This is a genomic window from Microbacterium sp. NPDC091382, from assembly GCF_044757025.1.
Taxonomy (GTDB): Bacteria; Actinomycetota; Actinomycetes; order Actinomycetales; family Microbacteriaceae; genus Microbacterium.
Genome location: NZ_JBIVUD010000001.1, coordinates 259,578 through 276,294, shown reverse-complemented (window position 1 = coordinate 276,294; position 16,717 = coordinate 259,578). Strand labels below are relative to the sequence as shown.

Genomic DNA, 16,717 nt, shown 5'->3' with positions numbered 1-16,717 from the left:
GCGCGCGCGGACCCCGACACGCGGCCCGCGCCTCAGCGCCCGGACACTACCGCGTTGTCGATCGCGTCGAGGTCGACGCCGGGGCGCGAGACGGCGTTCGTGAGCAGGACCCAGGCGATGCGGGCGCCCGGGTGCACCCAGAACTCGGTGCCTGCCCAGCCGCCGTGGCCGTAGACGTCCTGGTCGATGAGGCCGGGCGCGCGCGAGCGGAGGTTCCACGTGAACCCCCAGTCCTGCCCGCGCTCGGCGATGTACGGCTCGAGTCGCGGGATGTCGCCCGTCAGCGGTCGCCGCATCATCGCGAGCGTCGCCGGCTGCAGGATGCCGCCGGTCGCCCCGCCCTCGATGCGCAGCAGTTCCGAGCCCAGCCGCAGCAGGTCCTCGGCGCGGCCGACGAGCCCGGCACCCGGATGCCGCAGCGCGGCGAACCGGGCCATGTCGACGCCCGACGCCGCAGCGTCGACGACCTCGACCGAGCCGGCGTGGTCGAGGCTCAGCCCGTCGGCGCCGATCTCGCCCGCCCACTGGCCGACGGCATCCGCCCAGTCGTGGCCGGTCGCGTGCTCGACGAGCGCCGCGATGCCCTCGAACGCGAGCGACGAGTAGCGCGAGGCGCTGCCGGCGACGAAGTCCCGACCGCGGCTGACGAGCTCGGTCCGCAGCGGCGTCACGGGATCCAGCGGCGGCTCCGCGATCCCGGACGTGTGCGATGCGAGATGCCGCAGCAGCACGACGTCGTCGCGCCCCGCGCCGAATTCCGGCACAGCGTCCCGAAGCGGCGTCTCGGTCGTCAGCAGCCCGCGCTCGATCGCCCGCGCCGCGGCGATCCCCAGCAGGGGCTTGGTGATCGAAAAGAGCGGGTATCGATCGGATGCCGCGGCCCCGAACCCCTCGAGCGCGACCGTGCCGTCGGCCGTGGCCACGCCGAGCACGGCCGACGGCAGACGGCCCGCCTCGACGTGCCCGCGGGCGAGGTCGAACGCCGCGCTCATACGGTGGGCACCTGCAGCACGCCGTTGCGGCGGTGCGGCAGCCGCGCCAGCGATGCGTCGCGCAGCGGCTCGGGCAGCAGGGCGTCGGGAGCATCCTGGAAGGCGACCGGGCGGAGGAACCGGCGGATCGCCGTCGCGCCGACGGAGGTGTGCAGCGACGTCGTCGCGGGCCACGGTCCGCCGTGCTGCTGCGACCACGTCACGGCGACGCCGGTCGGCCACCCCGCGAACAGCACGCGCCCGGCGCGCAGCTGCAGCAGCTCGAGCACCTCGGCGACGTCCTCGCCGGACTCGCTGTGCAGCGTCGCCGTGAGGCTTCCCGGCACCGCGCGCAGGGCGCGGACCAGCTCGGCCTGGTCGCTGTAGCGGACCAGCAGGGTGACCGGCCCGAAGACCTCTGCGATGAGCGTCCCGGGACGCTCGGCGACGGCCGCGGCATCCGTCGTCAGCACGACGGGGCGGGCGCCGTCCGGCGTCTCGGCGCCCTGGGCGAGAACCTCGACCGACGGGTCGGCCTCGAGGTCGCGGATGCCGTCGGGGAAAGCGGTCGTGATGCGCTCGGTGAGGAGCGGTCCGCCCGCGGCGCCGGCGACGGCGTCGGCGACGAGCTGCTCGACGCCGGCATCGCGCGGAATGAAGACGACGCCGGGCTTCGTGCAGAACTGACCGGCGCCGAGGGTGAACGAGCCGACGAGACCCGTCGCGAGCGCCGAACCGCGTGCGGCGGCCGCGCCGGTCGTGACGACGACGGGGTTCACGCTTCCGAGCTCGCCGTAGAACGGGATGGGGTCGGGCCGTCCGTTCGCGAGATCGAACAGTGCGCGGCCTCCCGAGAGCGACCCGGTGAAGCCGGCCGCCTGGACGACGGGGTGCTGCACGAGCGCGTTCCCCGCCTCGCGGCCCTCGATCAGCGCCAGTGATCCGTCGGGCGCGCCGGCCGCCGCCAGGGCCTCGATCGCGATCGCGGCGGTGCGCTCCGACAGCTCGGGGTGCCCGGAGTGCGCCTTCACGATGACGGGGTTGCCCGCCGCCCACGCCGAGGCGGTGTCGCCGCCGCAGACCGAGAACGCGAACGGGAAGTTGGATGCCGAGAACACGGCGACCGGGCCGACGCCGACGAGCAGGCGACGCAGCTCCGGGCGGGGCGGGGTGGCCGCGGCATCCGCGTCGTCGACCGTCAGCTCGAGGTACGAGCCCTCGCGGACGACCGAGGCGAACAGGCGCAGCTGTCCGGTCGTGCGACCGACCTCGCCGCGCAGGCGCGCGGCGCCGAGGCGCGTCTCGCGGTCGGCGATCGCGACGAGCTCGTCGGCGTTCGCATCGAGCGCGTCCGCGACGGCGCTCAGCCAGCGGGCGCGGTCGTCGGCGGACGACGTGCGCCAGATCGGCGCGGCCGCCGCGGCGGCGTCGGTGAGGCGGGTGAGCTCTTCGGGCGAGGTGGTCATCGCTGTCCTTCCGGGTGGGTGAAGCGCAGTCCGAGGCCCTCGTGGGTCACCTCGGTCAGGGTCCCGTCGACGATGGCGACGGGGGAGGGGCCTTCGAGCGCACCGAGGGCGCCGAACGCGGCATCCTCGATGTCCTCGACGAGGACCTCCTGGGGCAGGACCAGCGCGAGCTGGCCCGACAGTTCGGGCAACAGGTGCGGGTGCAGGGCTGTGCCCGCGGCGTCGGCGTCGCCCGCGATCTCGAGGAACGGCGTGATCCCACCGACGCGGACGATGTTCGGCTGTACGACCTGCGCCGCGCCCGAGCTCACGAAGTCGTCGAAGCGGTAGCGGTTGTGGACGTTCTCGCCGAGAGCGATCGGCACGCCCGATCCGGCCCGCAGGCGCCTCGCCAGCTCGATGTGGCCGGCGAGGTCGTCGGCGCGCAGCGGCTCTTCGATCCAGGCGATGCCGGATGCCGCGAGGGCCTCGACGGCGGTCGTCGCCCGATCGAGGTCCCACCGCTGGTTCGCGTCGACCATGAGCGCGCGATCCGGCCCGATCACGTCTCGCACCGCCGCGACGCGCTCGACGTCGCGGGCGAGGTCGGGGCTGCCGACCTTCATCTTCACGGCGCCGAAGCCGGCATCGACCCAGCGCTGCGCCTGGGCGAGCAGGTCGTCGAGCTCGTAATGGAGGTTGATGCCGCTGCCGTAGGAGCCCACCGATTCGCGGCGGCGACCGATCGAGGTCGATACCGAGACGCCGGCGGAGCGGGCCGCGGCATCCCACAGCGCGAGGTCGAGGCCCGCGATGGCGATCGTCGTGAGACCGCCGCCACCCGCTTCGTGCAGGTGGCGCCACAGCTCGGGCCAGATCTCCGCCGCCTCGGCCGAGCGGCCGACGGTGAAGGCCGGGATGTCGTGCTGGAGCAGCGCGAGCACCGCCTCCGCGCCGATCTGCGGGGTCCATGAGAAGCCCCACCCCTCGGCGCCGTCCGACCGCACGACGTGCGTCGCGATGACGCCGACCGAGGTGACGTCCGCAGCCCACGGGCGCGTCAGCGGCACCCGGATCAGCTGGGCGTCGAACGAGGCGATCGTGGTCACAGCAGTGCGCGACCGGCGGCGAGGATCTCGGTCAGCCGGGCCTCCTGCGCCGGGGTCGGGTCGGCCAGCGGAGCGCGGACCGAGCCGACCGGCAGACCCTCGAGACGCAGGCCCGCCTTGATGAGCGAGACGCCGAAGCCGGGCGTCTCGTCGCGGAGCGCGACGAGCGGTGCGTAGAAGCCGTCGAGGATCGCCAGGCGCCGTGCCTCATCGCCGTCGACGTACGCGCGGTAGTACGCGTTCGCGACGTCGGGGATCATGGCGAAGGCGGCCGACGAGTACAGCGGCACCCCGATGCCCCGGTACGCGCCCTGTGTCAGTTCGGCGGTCAGCAGACCGTTGAAGAACGCGAAGTCCTCACGCCCGGCATCCGCAACCGCACGGACGATCAGCTGCGTCGCGCCGATGTCGCCGACGCCGTCCTTGAAGCCGACGACCTTCGGGTTCGTCGCGAGCGTGCGGATCGACTCGGCCGTGAACGCCGCGTTGCCGCGGTGGTAGATGATGACGGGCAGATCGGATGCCGCGGCGATCGCCTCGACATAGGCGATGAGCCCGCGCTGCGGAGCGCCCACGAGATAGGGCGGCAGGACCAGCAGGGCGTCGGCGCCGGCATCGGAGGCCGAGCGGGCGACCTCGATCGCGTGGCCGAGCGGGCCACCGGCTCCCGCGACGACGGGGACGCGGCCGGCGACGGCCTCGACCGCCGTGCGGACGATGAGTTCCGACTCGCTCGCGGACAGGGCGTGGAACTCGCCCGTGCCGCATGCGGGGAAGACACCGCCCGCACCGGCATCCACTCCTGCGGTGACGTGCTGTGTCAGAAGGTCGGTCTCGACGCGGTCGGCGGAGTCGAACGGGGTGACGGGGAAGAAGAGGATGCCGCTGAAGTTCATACCGGCACGTCCTTTCGGTCGAGGGTGGACGGCGCTGCGGCGAGCTCGCCGCGCCAGGAGTGCTGCGGCCGCCAGCCGAGCACCCGCGCCGCCTTGGCGTTGGAGAAGGCGGGCGAGGTGCCCGTTAGTGCGCGGGCAAGGTCATCGGTGCCGGGCACGAAGCGCGGCAGGAGGTCGGCCAGCGGGGCGTCGGCGAGGGCGTCGTCGGCGCCGACGAAGAACACCTCGGCGTTCGGGATGTCGGGCAGGGCGCCCAGCAGAAGGTCGGCGAACGACGCGACGTCGCGCGCGTCGACGTAGTTGAACAGCGCTGGAGCCGACAGCGCCGGGTCGGCGATGCGCTCGGCGACCGTGTGGCCCTGCTGGGTCGGGGCGCCGCGCCACTCCTCGGGCGCGATGACGTAGCAGGGGCGGAACGTCGCGTAGCGGACGTCGTCTCCCGTGCGGCGATGCAGCATCGACACGGTCTGCTCGATCATGAGCTTCGACAGCGCGTACGCGTTCCACGGCCGCGGGGCGGACGTCTCGTCGAGCGGCAGGGACTCGGGCAGCCAGCCCGACGGGTTGCCGTAGCCGAGGACGGTGGGGCTGGATGCCGCGACGATGCGCCCGATACCGGCCTCCACCGCTCCGCCGAGCACCGAGACGGCGAGCCCGGTGTTCGTGCGCATGATGACGTCCTCCGGGGCGCTGAACGGCACGGCGATCGCGGCGAGGTGGACGATCGAGTCCGCCTTCGCTCGGGTGAGCACGTCGCGGGTCGCCGCGGCGTCGAGGAGGTCGATCGAGATCTGCTCGACCCCGTCCATGCGCAGGTCGTCGGAGGGGGCGCGGTCGAGCGAGACGACCTCGTGCCCGCGCGCGGCGAGCCCGGCGACGAGGTTGCGCCCGAGCCGGCCGGAACCGCCGGTGACGACGACGCGGCTCACCGGGAGTCCCCGGGGGTCTGATCGGCGGGGGTCTGATCGCGCAGGATCGCGACGCCCAGGTCTGCGACCTGCACGGGCATGCCCGTCTCGAGCGAGCGGTTGCCCGCGATGCCGACGGCGATCGAGCGGACCCCGTCGGTCCAGTCGGCCGGGCGGCCCAGCGGATCGTCGACCGGGCCGGCGAAGACGTCGGCGAGCAGCAGGGCGTCGCCGCCGCCGTGAGCGGATTCGCCCGAGACGATCGGGACCAGGGCGGCCTCCTCCCAGTGACGCTGCACCAGCAGGCGCTCGCCCATCGGGCGCAGGCTCGAGTGGGCGGCATCCTGCACCGCGCTCGGGTCGACGACCGGGTGCAGCCCGTCGCCGACGAGGACGGCGCCCCGCTCGACGACCTCGAGCTCGGCGCGGCCCTCGGTGCCGTTGATCGCGACGCGGTACCCCTCCCAGGGGGCGTGAGCGTTGAGGGAGTACGACAGGGTCGCGCCGCCCGAGTAGTCGACGACGAGGGCGAGGTTGTCCTCGATCGTGATGCCGGGACCGAACACGTCGCGGTCGCGGACGTAGCCGTCGTGCTGCTCGGCGTCGAGGTACAGCGCGCGCAGGCGCTCGTCGCCGCGCAGGTCGAGCTCGAATGGGTCGCGGTCGCCGTCGTGCGTGCCGCGGTCAGGGCGGTCGCCGAGACCGCGGGCGGCGGCGTTCTCGGCGCCGTAGAAGCGGAGGGCTCCCGAGGCGAAGACCCGCCGCGGGCGCTGCCCGATCCACCAGTTGACGAGGTCGAAGTGGTGGCTGGACTTGTGGACGAGGAGCCCGCCGGAGTGCTCCTTCTCGCGGTGCCAGCGGCGGAAGTAGTCCGCGCCGTGCTGCGTGTCGAGCATCCAGGAGAAGTCGATGGAGGTGACGCGACCGATCCGGCCCTCGGCGATGACCTGGCGGAGGGCGGTGTTGCGCGGCGCGTACCGGTAGTTGAAGGTCAGGACGACCGATCGCCCCGTGCGTTCGGCGGCCGCCTCGATCGCGGCGGCGCTCGCCGCGTCGATGGTGAGGGGCTTCTCGACGACGACGTCGGCCCCGGCATCCATCGATCGGACGATCAGTTCGGCGTGCAGGTCGTCGCGCGCCGTCACGATGACCCGCTCGATGCGCTCGGCGCGGATCATCTCCTCGAGCTGGTCGGGGTGCCAGGTGCTCGGAGCGGCGAGGCCGTGGTCGACGAGGCGGTCGACGTAGAACTGCGCGCGGGTCGGGTTCGGCTCGCAGATCGCGACGAGGTCGGCGCGGTCACGGTAGTCGTCGGCGACGGCGTCCACGTACATCTGTGCGCGGTGGCCTGCGCCGACGAGGGCGTACCGGGTGGTCATGGCTCTCCTTCGTGCCGGACTCCTCCGAGCCGGGAAACAGGCTCAGGAAACGTTTTCTCAGACGGTAGCACGGATGCCACCGGCTCCGCGAGGAATGTTCTCCAGCGGGAGTGGATCGTTTCAGCCGCGCGGCTCAGCGCCTGGGCGCGGCGGTGGTACCGCGGAGGATGACCTCGGGGACGACGGTGTGCGTCGCGTCGGGCGACTCGCCCTGCAACAGGGCGCGCAGCGCCCCCCAGGCGAGGGCGCCGAGCTCCGCCGTGGGAACGGCGGCGGTCGTCAGGGCGGGGGAGGTGTACCGCGCGAACGGGATGTCGTCGAAGCCCGCGATCGATAGATCGCCCGGCACCGACAGGCCGCGCTCGGTGGCCGCGCTCAGCAGCCCCATCGCGGAGAGGTCGTTGAACGCGAGGACGGCAGTAGCGCCGGAGTCGAGCACGGCGTCGAGGGAGCCGGCGCCGGCCGCGAAGTCGACGCCCGCGGGGATCTCGACGATCTCGCAGCCGTCGAGCGTCGCGCGGGCGTCGTCGAGGGCGGCGAGACGCTGCGCGTTCGACGCGCTGCGCTTGGCTCCGGCGAGGTAGGCGATGCGGCGGTGCCCGAGTCCGTAGAGGTGGTCGATGACCTCCCGCAGCGGCGTGCGGTAATCGGCGGCGACGCTCGGGGCGTCACCGGCGCGGTTCACGAGCACGACGGGGGCGACGTCGGCGAGGACCTCGGCGAGAGCGGCATCCGACATGCGCGGAGCGCAGAGCACGAGGCCGTCGGACCGGCGACGGGACTCGAGGGCCAGCAGGCGTTCCTGCTCCTCGTGCTCATCGGAATCGGCGACGAGCACGTGATAGCCGTCGGCGACGGCGGCTCTGCTGAGCCCGCGGAGCATGCCCTGGAACGTCGGGTTCGAGAGGTCGGGGACGACGACCGAGATCGTCTGGGTCCTGCCGAGGACGAGGCTGCGGGCGAGCGGATTCGCGGAGTAGCCGAGTTCGGCGGCCGAGGCGCGGACCCGTTCGGCGAGTGCGGGGTCGACGGTCGCGTTGCCGTTCATCACGCGGGAGACGGTGGCCAGCGAGACACCAGCGTGCTTGGCCACGTCGGTGATCGTGGTCTGTTTGGCTCCTGCCATCGGCTCCCCCTCGCGCCTGACCGGCGTGCGCATCGCGCGTGTCGGTGTGGCCATACTATGCGAGGAAACGTTTTATGACGGGAGACGACGATGTCCGGATCTGCTGCTGACCGAGCCGCGAAACGTGAGCGACTGACCGGTGTGCGGCGGGATGCCGGCGGTCGCCCGCTCGTGCTCTCGTCGCACGAAGCGCTCGCCTGGTACCTCGAGGGCGCCCGCACGCACGTCTCGCTCGCGGGACCTCCGGTGCTGGCCGTGCGCGTCGACGATGACGGCGACACCCTGTTCGTGAGCGCCAACGAGGCCGAGCGTCTCATCGCCGAGGAGCTGCTGCCGGAGGATGCCGACCGCGTCGTCCGGGTGCCGTGGCACCAGCCCGTGCTCGACGCCGCCGGTGACGCGCTGACCGAGGCGGAGGTCGCTCCGGCGCTGCGCGCGGCGCGGGCGTCGCTGCTTCCCGCCGAGGCGGATCGCTACCGGGCGCTCGGGCGCGAGACGGCGGAGGTGCTGACGGCGGTCGCCCGAGGTCTGCGTTCGTCGACGACCGAGCGGTCGGCCGCCGCTGGGCTCGCCGAGGGTCTCGCCGGGCGGGGCATCGACCCGCTCGTGATCCTGGTCGCGGGGGAGGAGCGGGTGCCGCACCGGCATCCGCTTCCGACTGACGAGCCGCTCGGGCGTCGGGCGATGCTCGTCGTGTGCGGCCGGCGACACGGGCTCATCGCCAACGCGACCCGGTGGGTCGGCGAGGCGGGCGCCGACGACGACCGGATCCTCGACGTCGAGGCGGCGTTCTTCGCCGCGACCCGCCCCGGTGCCCGGCTGAACGACGTCTTCGCGGCCGGGGCGGCCGGGTACGCGGCATCCGGTTTCGACGCGGACGAGTGGACGAAGCATCACCAGGGCGGACCGACCGGGTACGCGGGACGCGACCCCCGCGCGACGACGCTGACGACGGATGCCGTCGTGTCGAATCACGCGTTCGCCTGGAATCCGAGCGCCCTGGGAGCAAAGGTCGAAGACACGGTGCTCGTGACCGAGTCGGGTATCGAGGTGCTGACGGTCGACCCGTCGTGGCCGACGGTGGAGTTCGCCGGGCTGGCGCGGCCAGTGGCGCGCGCCTTCGGCTGACGCGCGGGCTCGGATTCGGAGGAGGACGTCGGGTTCGGATCAGAACCGGCCCGGCCGTCCGGATCCGAGCCACATCTCCGAGTCCGACGCGTGGGCCGTCAGGCCGGCACCTCGGGCGCGCGCCCGAGTCAGGCCGTGAACGTCGACCCCTTCGGCGGCTGATCGCCGTCGCAACGCTCGATCGCCCGCAGGCTCTTCGCCACGAATCGTGCGATCCGCCGTGCGCCCTCGAGGCGGAAGTGCGTGTCGTCGACGAGACCCTCCGGCCACGCGGCGGTCTCGCCCGGCGCGTAATGCGACAGCAGACGAGCGGATGCCTCGTCCCCGAGGTCCTCGTAGAGCCAGGTCGTGAATGACGTGAGGTCGATCAGATCGACGCCGTCGGCGACGGCGAGGTCGCGCACGGCATTGGGGTAGTCGCCGTGCGTCGGCGTAACGCGCTCGCCGTCGAACCACCGCCGCTCGCACGAGGTGCACAGCACCGGGCGGGCACCATGGTCGCGCACATCCGCGACCATCCGCCGCAGCCGATCGGTGTACCCGCCGCGCGAGGCGAGCACCTCCGGCTGCTTCTGGTCGTTGTGCCCGAACTGGATGACGATGATGTCGCCGGCGACGACACCGGACAGCAGCGCATCCCACGTCCCGGTGGCGAAGAACGATTCGGTCGTCGCCCCGCCGAACGCGTGGTTCCGCACCGGATCGGGCATGAAGTCCGAGAGGCACTCGCCCCAGCCCGCCATCGGCTCCTCACCCGCCCTCATGGGCGCGACGGTCGAGTCTCCTGCCAGATGATAGGTCATCCGCATCCTCCGATGGTCCGGGACATGGCGATGCGGCGGTCGGGAGATCCCGACCGCCGCATCCGTCTGTCAGCTCGCGGCGAGTGCCGTCTCGACCTGCGAGACGAGCTCCTTCGCGGCATCCGCGGGGGTCGTCTTGTCGAACGTGACGTCGTCGAGCAGCTTCGTGATGATCGGGCCGAGCTGCGAGGTCGGCAGCGCGATCGGGTTCTGCGGCGTGCCACCGGCCTTCGACAGGCGGTCGATGAAGGCCACCTGCTCCTTCTCAGAGTCGGTCAGGTCGGGCGTGATGGCGTCGAGCACCGTCGGGTCGGCGGGGATGCCGAGCGTCAGCTTGTTGAGCGGACCGGCCTGCTCGCTGTTGAGGAGGAAGTCGATCAGCTTCGCAGCCTCCTTGGGGTGCTTCGACTTCGAGTAAACCGCGTACTGCACGGTCGGCTGGATCACGAGACCCACCTTGCCGGCGCTGTCACCGGGCACGTTGAGGATCTTCAGCTCCTGACCCGAGGCGCCGGCGTAGATGCCGATGAAGTTCAGCGGCGCGAACGTCATGCCGACCTTGCCCTGGCCCATGAGGCTCTGCTCGAGCGACGCCGATGCGTCCTCAGCAGCGGTCGACGCGTCGGGCGAGCCGCCGGAGTCCTGCAGGTCCTTCGAGAACTCGAAGAACTTCTGCGCCGTGGCCTCGCTGACGCCGAACTCACCGTCGGCGGTGTAGAGGTCCTCGCCGTTCTGACGCGCGAAGGCCATGAGCGACTGGTCGTTCGAGATCGCCGACGAGCCGTAGGTGCCCTTGCCCGCCTTCTCGGAGATCTCCTTCGCGACCTCGATGTAGTCGTCCCACGTCCACGTCGTGTCGTCGGGGATGGCGACGCCCGCCTTCTCGAAAACGGCGGGGTTGATGATGATTCCGCGCGAGCCGACGCCGGTCGGCAGGGCGTAGAGCTTGCCGTCGATGATCCCGGCATCCAGCGAACCCGCCTGGAACTTCGATTGGTCGATGTCGCCCGTGATGTCGGCGATCGCGTTCTTGCTCTTGTAGAGAGGCAGAGCGTCGTACGTGATCTGCAGCGCGTCGGGTGCGCCGCCGCCGGCGACCTGGGTGGCGAGCTTGTCGTAGTAGCCGTTGTACTCGCTGGGCTCGCCCTCGACCTTGATGCCCGGGTTCGCCTTCTCGAACAGCTTGATCTGCTCGGCCTTGATGGCGTTCAGTTCATCGCTGCCCCACCAGGCGAACCGAAGGGTGATCTCGCCGTCGCCGTTGCCGGCTCCGGATCCACCGCCGCAACCGGTCAGCGTGACGGCCAGCGCTACGCCGGCAGCGGCGAAGGCGAGGAGGCGTCGGTTCTTCATGGGGTTCCTCTCAGACGGTGCGGCGGCGAAGGGCGCGCAGCAGGACAGGGATGATCCGGGCGGAGTGGAGGGTCGATCGACCGGCAGCCGTGCGTGCGTGTCGGGTAGGGCCGGGGGTGATCGAGGTCATGCCGCTCCTTCGCGGATCAAACGTTTTCTCGGGCGTTCCCTCACCACTGAGAAAACGCTTACTGACGGACCGTAGCGCCGCGGCCGCGAGGTTGTCAACGACCGCCTGGTCTCGCTTGGGTCACGCCGTCAGCGTCGCGGCGAAGAACGCCCGTGCCTCGTCCTGCATCGCGCGACTCGAGACGTGGCCGTCCTCGAAGAAGGTTCCGCGGTACCCCGGAGTCCCCGTCAGGGCCTGGTCGGCGTCGCGCATGCCCTCGAGTGGGAACAGCGGATCCTGCGTTCCGTACTGCACCAGAAGCTCACGAGGAGCAGCGGATGCCGCGATCTCGGGCAGGTCTCCCGCGGTGCGGATGCCGGGGCTGTTCAGCAGCCACGAATGCGTGTCGAGCTCACGCGGCACCAGCGAGGCGAACGTCGCCATCATGCACGTGACGACCGTCGCCCGGACCCGGTCGTCGAGCGCGCGGAGGAGCGCGGCGCGCCCGCCGCCGCCCGACAGTCCGAACGTGCCGAGACGATCGGCATCCACTCCGTCGAATCCGGCGAGGACGTCGAGGGCCGCGATGTCCTCGGTCATCACGGCACCCGCGAGCGACGTGCCGAGCATGCCGGCGGCCTTCGCGAGCGAGTCCTCGTGCAGCGACGAGACGGCGTCGAACCGCTCGGCATCCGTCGGGGTCACGCCCTCCTCGCGCCAGAGCGCCTCGCGGGCGGCGATCAATCCCGCGAGCCGAGGCGTCGGATGCGACAGGTCGAAGGCCCGGCTCCCCCACGAGAACGTGTCGTGGGCGAGGACGACGAAGCCGTCGCGCGCCAGGTCGTTCGCGGGAGCGAGGCCGCCGTAGACGTGCTCGCGCAGGCGGGATGCCGAGGGGTGCGGCGCCTCGTCCGTCTCGAGCAGCTGCTCCGCTCCCACCGACCGGACGCCGCCGTGGCAGTGCAGTCCGAGCAGGCCCGGGAGTTCCTGCCGGTCGTCGTCGGGGCGCAGCACCCAGGCGCGGGTGCGGGGGCCGTAGGGCAGCTGCCATGAGAGCGCGCGGCCGTGCACGCCGTCGGCGCGCCACTCACGCTCGACGCGGATGTCGCCCGCGACGGCGCGGCGCAGGCCCAGCGCCGAAGCCAGGCTCCGACGGAGGGCGGGCCCGGCCTGCGGCACGCTCTCGCGCTCGAGGAAGGCCGGCCAGTCGGGGTATCCCGCGATCGGGCCGAGGCTGTGCGGCTGCTCGTCGGCGCGGGCGGAATCGGCCATGGCGGCTCCTCGTCGTCGGGGACCGCTTGTGCGCTCCGTTCGATAGTGTATCGTCACAGAAAGCGCTTTCTGAGCGTGGTCACGACGGTCGCGGATGACCGTCGGAAGTGTCGAGGAGGACCCGGATGAGCGCGATCAGTGAGCTGTCGCAGATTCGCCGAGGCGGCGGCAAACGCGGCCCGCGCGAGCGACCGAAGGACACGAAGGCGGCCCTCGTCTTCCTGGCCCCGTGGCTGCTCGGGCTGATCCTCGTCACGGTCCTGCCGATCCTCGCGTCGCTGTACCTGTCGTTCACGAAGTACGACCTCTTCAACGCCCCCGAGTGGATCGGGCTCGACAACTACGTGCGCATGTCGCAGGATCCCCGACTCGGGGCATCCCTCGGCGTGACCTTCGTCTACGTCCTCGTCGGGGTCCCGCTCGCGATGGCCGCGGCACTCGGCGTCGCGCTGCTGCTCGACAAGGGCCTGCGCGGACTCGCGTTCTACCGGTCGATGTTCTACCTGCCGTCGCTGCTGGGGTCCTCGGTCGCTGTGGCGATCCTGTGGAAGCAGATCTTCGGCGTCGACGGCATCGTCAACCAGTTCCTCGCGGTCTTCGGCATCGAAGGGCCCGGCTGGATCTCGAACCCCGACACGGCCCTGTCGACCATCATCCTGCTGAGCGTCTGGGGCTTCGGCGCTCCGATGGTGATCTTCCTCGCGGGACTGCGGCAGATCCCGGTCATGTACTACGAGGCGGCCTCGGTCGACGGTGCCGGTCCCGTGCGGCAGTTCTTCTCGATCACGCTGCCGCTGCTGAGCCCCATCGTCTTCTTCAACCTCGTGCTCTCGATGATCGGCGCGTTCCAGGCGTTCACGCAGGCCTTCATCATCTCCGGCGGCTCCGGCGGCCCGTCGGACTCGACCCTCTTCTACACGCTGTACCTCTACCAGAAGGGGTTCACGGCGTTCGACATGGGCTACGCCTCGGCCATGGCCTGGCTGCTGGTCGCCATCATCGCGGGCTTCACGGCCGTGAACTTCGCTCTCTCCAAGCTGTGGGTGTTCTATGACGACTGAACTGATCACGACCCGCGACCGGCGCTTCGCCCAGGAGCGGCAGCGCATCCGGCGGCGTCAGAACGCCGGCCTCGGCGGACGCTCGAAGGTGAGCGTCGTCGCGCGTCACATCTTCCTCATCGCGACGTCCGCGCTGATGCTCTACCCGCTGCTGTGGATGGTCGTCAGCTCGCTGCGTCCGAACGACGAGATCTTCCGTCTGCCGGGCCTGTGGCCGCTGTCGTTCGAGGTCTCGAACTACACCGAGGGCTGGAACGCCCTGTCGCCCTCGTTCGGCACCTACCTGTGGAACTCGATCGTCGTGGTCGCCGGCTCGATCATCGGCAACCTGATCTCGTGCTCGATGGCGGCGTACGCCTTCGCGCGGCTCAACTTCCACTTCAAGCGCACGATGTTCGCGATCATGCTCGTCACGATCATGCTCCCCGTGCACATCGTGATCGTGCCGCAGTACATCATGTTCAGTCAGCTCGGCATGGTGAACACGTTCTGGCCGCTCATCCTCCCGAAGGCGCTCGCGACCGACGCGTTCTTCATCTTCCTGATGGTGCAGTTCATCCGCGGCATCCCTCGCGACCTCGATGAGGCCGCGCGCATCGACGGCGCCGGCCATGCGCGCATCTTCTTGCAGATCCTGCTGCCGATGATGACCCCCGCCCTCGCGACGACCGCGATCTTCACCTTCGTGTGGGTGTGGAACGACTTCTTCGGCGCCCTCATCTACCTGAACAACCCCGACCTTTTCACCGTGCCGCTGGCGCTCCGGCAGTTCATGTCGGCGCAGGGTGCCTCGAACTTCGGCGGGATGTTCGCGATGTCGGTCGTGTCGCTCGTCCCGGTGTTCCTGGCCTTCCTGTTCGGTCAGCGCTTCCTCATCCGCGGCATCGCCACCACCGGCATCAAATAAGCCCGAACGCGACGGCGGCGCCCCCTCGGGGTCGCCGCCGTCGTCGTGCGCGGGTGCCGGGCGCGCTGCGGGGTGCGGGGTGTGCGGTGTGCGCGGCATCCTGCTGGCCACATCATGTCCTCTCAACGAGAGCACACGTCGTGCGCGTGCCGGAACGTGTGTTCTCGGTGGGAGCACATGATGTGGACAGCGGAAGGCCGGGCGCGCGCCGCCCCGGCCCGCGCCGCCCCCGCCGCGCGCGCCGGTCCCGGCACGCACCCTCGCTGCGCGGTTCAGGCGAGACGCAGGGCGGCGACGACCTCGGCGTCCGGCAGGCGGCCGTCGGCCACGAGCAGGCGGTACGAGCGCGAGACGGGGATGCCGGGCGCCAGGGTGACCGCTCGGTCCCAGGCGAGGGCGGCGCCGATTCCCGGGTAGCCCGCGACCCGGACGAACCAGGGATCCGCGGCCGAGGCTTCGTCGAGCGGTGCCATCGCGACGGTCGCCGTGCCGGTCGGGAACTCCGCCGACCAGGCGAGCCAGGGAGCGACGGTGCCGTGCACGGCGTCCTCGCCCCGCGCCGTCGCGGTCCGGACGTCGACGTCGGTGGCGGCGGGCAGCCGCCAGGCGAGTCCGCCGTAGCCGCCGCCGACCCGGCCGTTGCTGCCCGGTCCGCCGAGGTGCAGCGTGCCGGCCCGCGTCGCGAGCGAGAACGTGAGATCGATCGCGGTAGCGGCGGGCCCGGCATCCGCCACCGTCATCCGGCGCTCCTCGGTCAGCATGTGCGCGCCGTCGCGGCCGATCCACGCGAACTCGGCGTCGAGAGCGGATGCCGCCCCCTCGACGCGCGTCGCGACGATGCGTCCGTGGTCGTCGCGCCATACGTAGTCCCGCCCGGGGGTGTAGGTGCGGCCGCCCCAGAAGTTCACGCCCGAGACGTCCTGCAGCGTGACGCTGATGCCGAGGTGCCAGTCGTGGTCGGCGGGATGCGTGTCCGACACGACCACACCGCCGGGAGTGCGCACCGGGTGCAGGTAGGGGCGCGGGCTCGACGAGCGGGTCACGTCCGCGCCGTCGACGAGGGCGGCGACCGGATGCCGCGGCTCACCGGGCGTCGCCAGGTCGGCCAGCACGGCGGGCTCGGTCCTCGCCGCCCACGGCAGGTGCAGCTCGGAGAAGGTCGCCTCGGCATCCACCGCCCGCTCGACCGCGTCGCGCACGTCCCTGATGACGGCGCGCGGCGACGGGCCCGCGTCGTTCCAGGTCACGTGGGTCGCGTCGATCGCGACGGGCTCGGTGTCGGCGACGGCATCCATCACACGGACGAACGCACCCGTCTCGTGCAGCGGCGCGAGCAGCGGCGTGCCGTGGTCGCGATGGTCGAGCAGGTTCTCCACGAGGTCGATCCGGCCGAACTCGACGCGGCGATCGGCGGTTTCGACGACGTCCTCCGTGTAGAAGAACTTCGCCGATCCGCGGGTGCCGCGGATGAGGACGTACGGGTCCTCATCCTGCTCGGCGCACAGGGTCAGGGCGGAGGTGACGCGGATGCCGCGCCCGGTCGACAGGCGGATGACGCTCGTGTCGTCGCCCTCGATCGCATTGGCGCGGTACAGGTCGGCGGTGACCTGGTTCACGTCCGATGCGGAGGTCGACTGTGCGACGGCGAGAGCCGTGGCGGTGGCGTGAGCGAGCGGGTTCGCCACGACGCCGTCGAGAACCGGGAAGCCGTCGAGGGTGCGGTGGCCCGCCCAGCGGCTGCGCGACCAGTAGGCGAGGTCGCGGCACCAGAGCCCCGCGGCGCCGATCGCCTGGATCGGTCCGAGGCCGAACTCGTCGGCGACGAGGGCGGGGATCGCGAGCGATCCGAGGCTCTGGAACCCGACCTGGACGCGCGCGCCGGTCGCCGCGGCGGCATCCGCCAACACGGCGAAGTCGGCCGACGACAGCACGGGCGGCTTCTCGAGGTAGAGGTCGATGCCGCGCGAGACGACGAGACCCGCGAGGGCGGCATGCGTGTGCAGTGGCGTCGCGACGATCACGACGTGGATGTCGTCGGAGGCGTCGAGCGCGTCGGCGAGCGAGGCGAAGGCCTGCGTGCCCGACGGCAGGTTCTCGGGCGGCACGGGGGTCGGGTCGGCGACGGCCACCAGCTCGACCCGGTCGCCGAGGCGGCGCAGGTTCTCGAGGTGGACGGTGCCGAAGCCCTGGGCTCCGGCGAGGACGATGCGGGTTCGTCGGGGGACGGTCACGGGGACTCCTTCGTCGGCT

The 16,717-nt window shown here is 71.7% G+C and carries 14 protein-coding genes; 3 read left to right on the top strand and 11 right to left on the bottom strand.

The window, feature by feature from the left end; translation table 11 throughout:
* Positions 1–32 precede the first annotated feature (32 nt).
* From ACIQLK_RS01315 to ACIQLK_RS01285, 7 genes are all read right to left on the bottom strand, one after another.
* Complete coding sequence (locus ACIQLK_RS01315; RefSeq protein WP_400362272.1) at positions 33–992, bottom strand: serine hydrolase domain-containing protein; 960 nt, start codon at positions 990–992, stop codon at positions 33–35.
* Positions 989–2,437, bottom strand: coding sequence for an aldehyde dehydrogenase (NADP(+)) (locus ACIQLK_RS01310; protein WP_400362270.1), 1,449 nt, complete (start codon positions 2,435–2,437; stop codon positions 989–991). The genes ACIQLK_RS01315 and ACIQLK_RS01310 overlap by 4 nt, the downstream gene beginning before the upstream one ends.
* Positions 2,434–3,525 carry a mandelate racemase/muconate lactonizing enzyme family protein gene (locus ACIQLK_RS01305; protein WP_400362269.1) on the bottom strand — a complete coding sequence of 364 codons (1,092 nt, stop codon included), beginning with the start codon at positions 3,523–3,525 and terminating at the stop codon, positions 2,434–2,436. The genes ACIQLK_RS01310 and ACIQLK_RS01305 overlap by 4 nt, the downstream gene beginning before the upstream one ends.
* The gene (locus tag ACIQLK_RS01300) at positions 3,522–4,421 is read right to left on the bottom strand and encodes a 5-dehydro-4-deoxyglucarate dehydratase (RefSeq protein WP_400362267.1); all 900 of its coding nucleotides are present in this window, start codon (positions 4,419–4,421) and stop codon (positions 3,522–3,524) included. The genes ACIQLK_RS01305 and ACIQLK_RS01300 overlap by 4 nt, the downstream gene beginning before the upstream one ends.
* Positions 4,418–5,350, bottom strand: coding sequence for an NAD-dependent epimerase/dehydratase family protein (locus ACIQLK_RS01295; protein ID WP_400362265.1), 933 nt, complete (start codon positions 5,348–5,350; stop codon positions 4,418–4,420). Before ACIQLK_RS01295 ends, ACIQLK_RS01300 begins: the two co-directional genes overlap by 4 nt.
* Positions 5,347–6,708: a Gfo/Idh/MocA family protein gene (locus tag ACIQLK_RS01290; RefSeq protein ID WP_400362264.1), complete on the bottom strand. Its 1,362-nt coding sequence runs from the start codon at positions 6,706–6,708 to the stop codon at positions 5,347–5,349. Before ACIQLK_RS01290 ends, ACIQLK_RS01295 begins: the two co-directional genes overlap by 4 nt.
* A 133-nt stretch (positions 6,709–6,841) precedes the next feature.
* Entirely contained in the window at positions 6,842–7,834 is a 993-nt protein-coding gene (locus ACIQLK_RS01285) for a LacI family DNA-binding transcriptional regulator (RefSeq protein ID WP_400362262.1), read from the bottom strand.
* A gap of 171 nt (positions 7,835–8,005) precedes the next feature.
* Between ACIQLK_RS01285 and ACIQLK_RS01280 the strand changes: the two genes are divergently transcribed.
* Positions 8,006–8,962 (top strand): M24 family metallopeptidase, encoded by a 957-nt coding sequence (locus tag ACIQLK_RS01280; RefSeq protein WP_400363838.1) that lies wholly within the window; start codon positions 8,006–8,008, stop codon positions 8,960–8,962.
* 128 nt (positions 8,963–9,090) lie between these two features.
* Here the strand turns inward: ACIQLK_RS01280 and ACIQLK_RS01275 are convergent, their stop codons facing one another.
* From ACIQLK_RS01275 to ACIQLK_RS01265, 3 genes are all read right to left on the bottom strand, one after another.
* Positions 9,091–9,765: a rhamnogalacturonan acetylesterase gene (locus ACIQLK_RS01275; RefSeq protein ID WP_400362261.1), complete on the bottom strand. Its 675-nt coding sequence runs from the start codon at positions 9,763–9,765 to the stop codon at positions 9,091–9,093.
* 69 nt (positions 9,766–9,834) lie between these two features.
* On the bottom strand, positions 9,835–11,118 hold the full coding sequence (locus ACIQLK_RS01270; RefSeq protein WP_400362259.1) for an ABC transporter substrate-binding protein: 1,284 nt from the start codon (positions 11,116–11,118) through the stop codon (positions 9,835–9,837).
* 250 nt (positions 11,119–11,368) lie between these two features.
* Entirely contained in the window at positions 11,369–12,499 is a 1,131-nt protein-coding gene (locus ACIQLK_RS01265) for a hypothetical protein (protein ID WP_400362258.1), read from the bottom strand.
* A gap of 125 nt (positions 12,500–12,624) precedes the next feature.
* On the opposite strand from ACIQLK_RS01265, the gene ACIQLK_RS01260 reads away from it, so the two are divergent.
* Positions 12,625–13,560, top strand: a complete 936-nt coding sequence (locus ACIQLK_RS01260) for a carbohydrate ABC transporter permease (protein ID WP_400362256.1) — start codon at positions 12,625–12,627, stop codon at positions 13,558–13,560.
* Positions 13,550–14,467: a carbohydrate ABC transporter permease gene (locus ACIQLK_RS01255; protein ID WP_400362254.1), complete on the top strand. Its 918-nt coding sequence runs from the start codon at positions 13,550–13,552 to the stop codon at positions 14,465–14,467. Before ACIQLK_RS01260 ends, ACIQLK_RS01255 begins: the two co-directional genes overlap by 11 nt.
* 272 nt (positions 14,468–14,739) lie before the next feature.
* On the opposite strand, the gene ACIQLK_RS01250 is transcribed toward ACIQLK_RS01255, so the two are convergent.
* Complete coding sequence (locus ACIQLK_RS01250; RefSeq protein ID WP_400362252.1) at positions 14,740–16,698, bottom strand: DUF6807 family protein; 1,959 nt, start codon at positions 16,696–16,698, stop codon at positions 14,740–14,742.
* Between the last annotated feature and the right edge of the window lie 19 nt (positions 16,699–16,717).

What these genes read in the sequence shown, in the direction of transcription:
- ACIQLK_RS01270 (WP_400362259.1), bottom strand. Translation starts at nt 11,118, where the DNA reads ATGAAGAACCGACGCCTCCTCGCCTTCGCCGCTGCCGGCGTAGCGCTG.
- ACIQLK_RS01290 (WP_400362264.1), bottom strand. Translation starts at nt 6,708, where the DNA reads ATGACCACCCGGTACGCCCTCGTCGGCGCAGGCCACCGCGCACAGATG.
- ACIQLK_RS01285 (WP_400362262.1), bottom strand. Translation starts at nt 7,834, where the DNA reads ATGGCAGGAGCCAAACAGACCACGATCACCGACGTGGCCAAGCACGCT.
- ACIQLK_RS01315 (WP_400362272.1), bottom strand. Translation starts at nt 992, where the DNA reads ATGAGCGCGGCGTTCGACCTCGCCCGCGGGCACGTCGAGGCGGGCCGT.
- ACIQLK_RS01255 (WP_400362254.1), top strand. Translation starts at nt 13,550, where the DNA reads ATGACGACTGAACTGATCACGACCCGCGACCGGCGCTTCGCCCAGGAG.
- ACIQLK_RS01265 (WP_400362258.1), bottom strand. Translation starts at nt 12,499, where the DNA reads ATGGCCGATTCCGCCCGCGCCGACGAGCAGCCGCACAGCCTCGGCCCG.
- ACIQLK_RS01300 (WP_400362267.1), bottom strand. Translation starts at nt 4,421, where the DNA reads ATGAACTTCAGCGGCATCCTCTTCTTCCCCGTCACCCCGTTCGACTCC.
- ACIQLK_RS01310 (WP_400362270.1), bottom strand. Translation starts at nt 2,437, where the DNA reads ATGACCACCTCGCCCGAAGAGCTCACCCGCCTCACCGACGCCGCCGCG.
- ACIQLK_RS01275 (WP_400362261.1), bottom strand. Translation starts at nt 9,765, where the DNA reads ATGACCTATCATCTGGCAGGAGACTCGACCGTCGCGCCCATGAGGGCG.
- ACIQLK_RS01260 (WP_400362256.1), top strand. Translation starts at nt 12,625, where the DNA reads ATGAGCGCGATCAGTGAGCTGTCGCAGATTCGCCGAGGCGGCGGCAAA.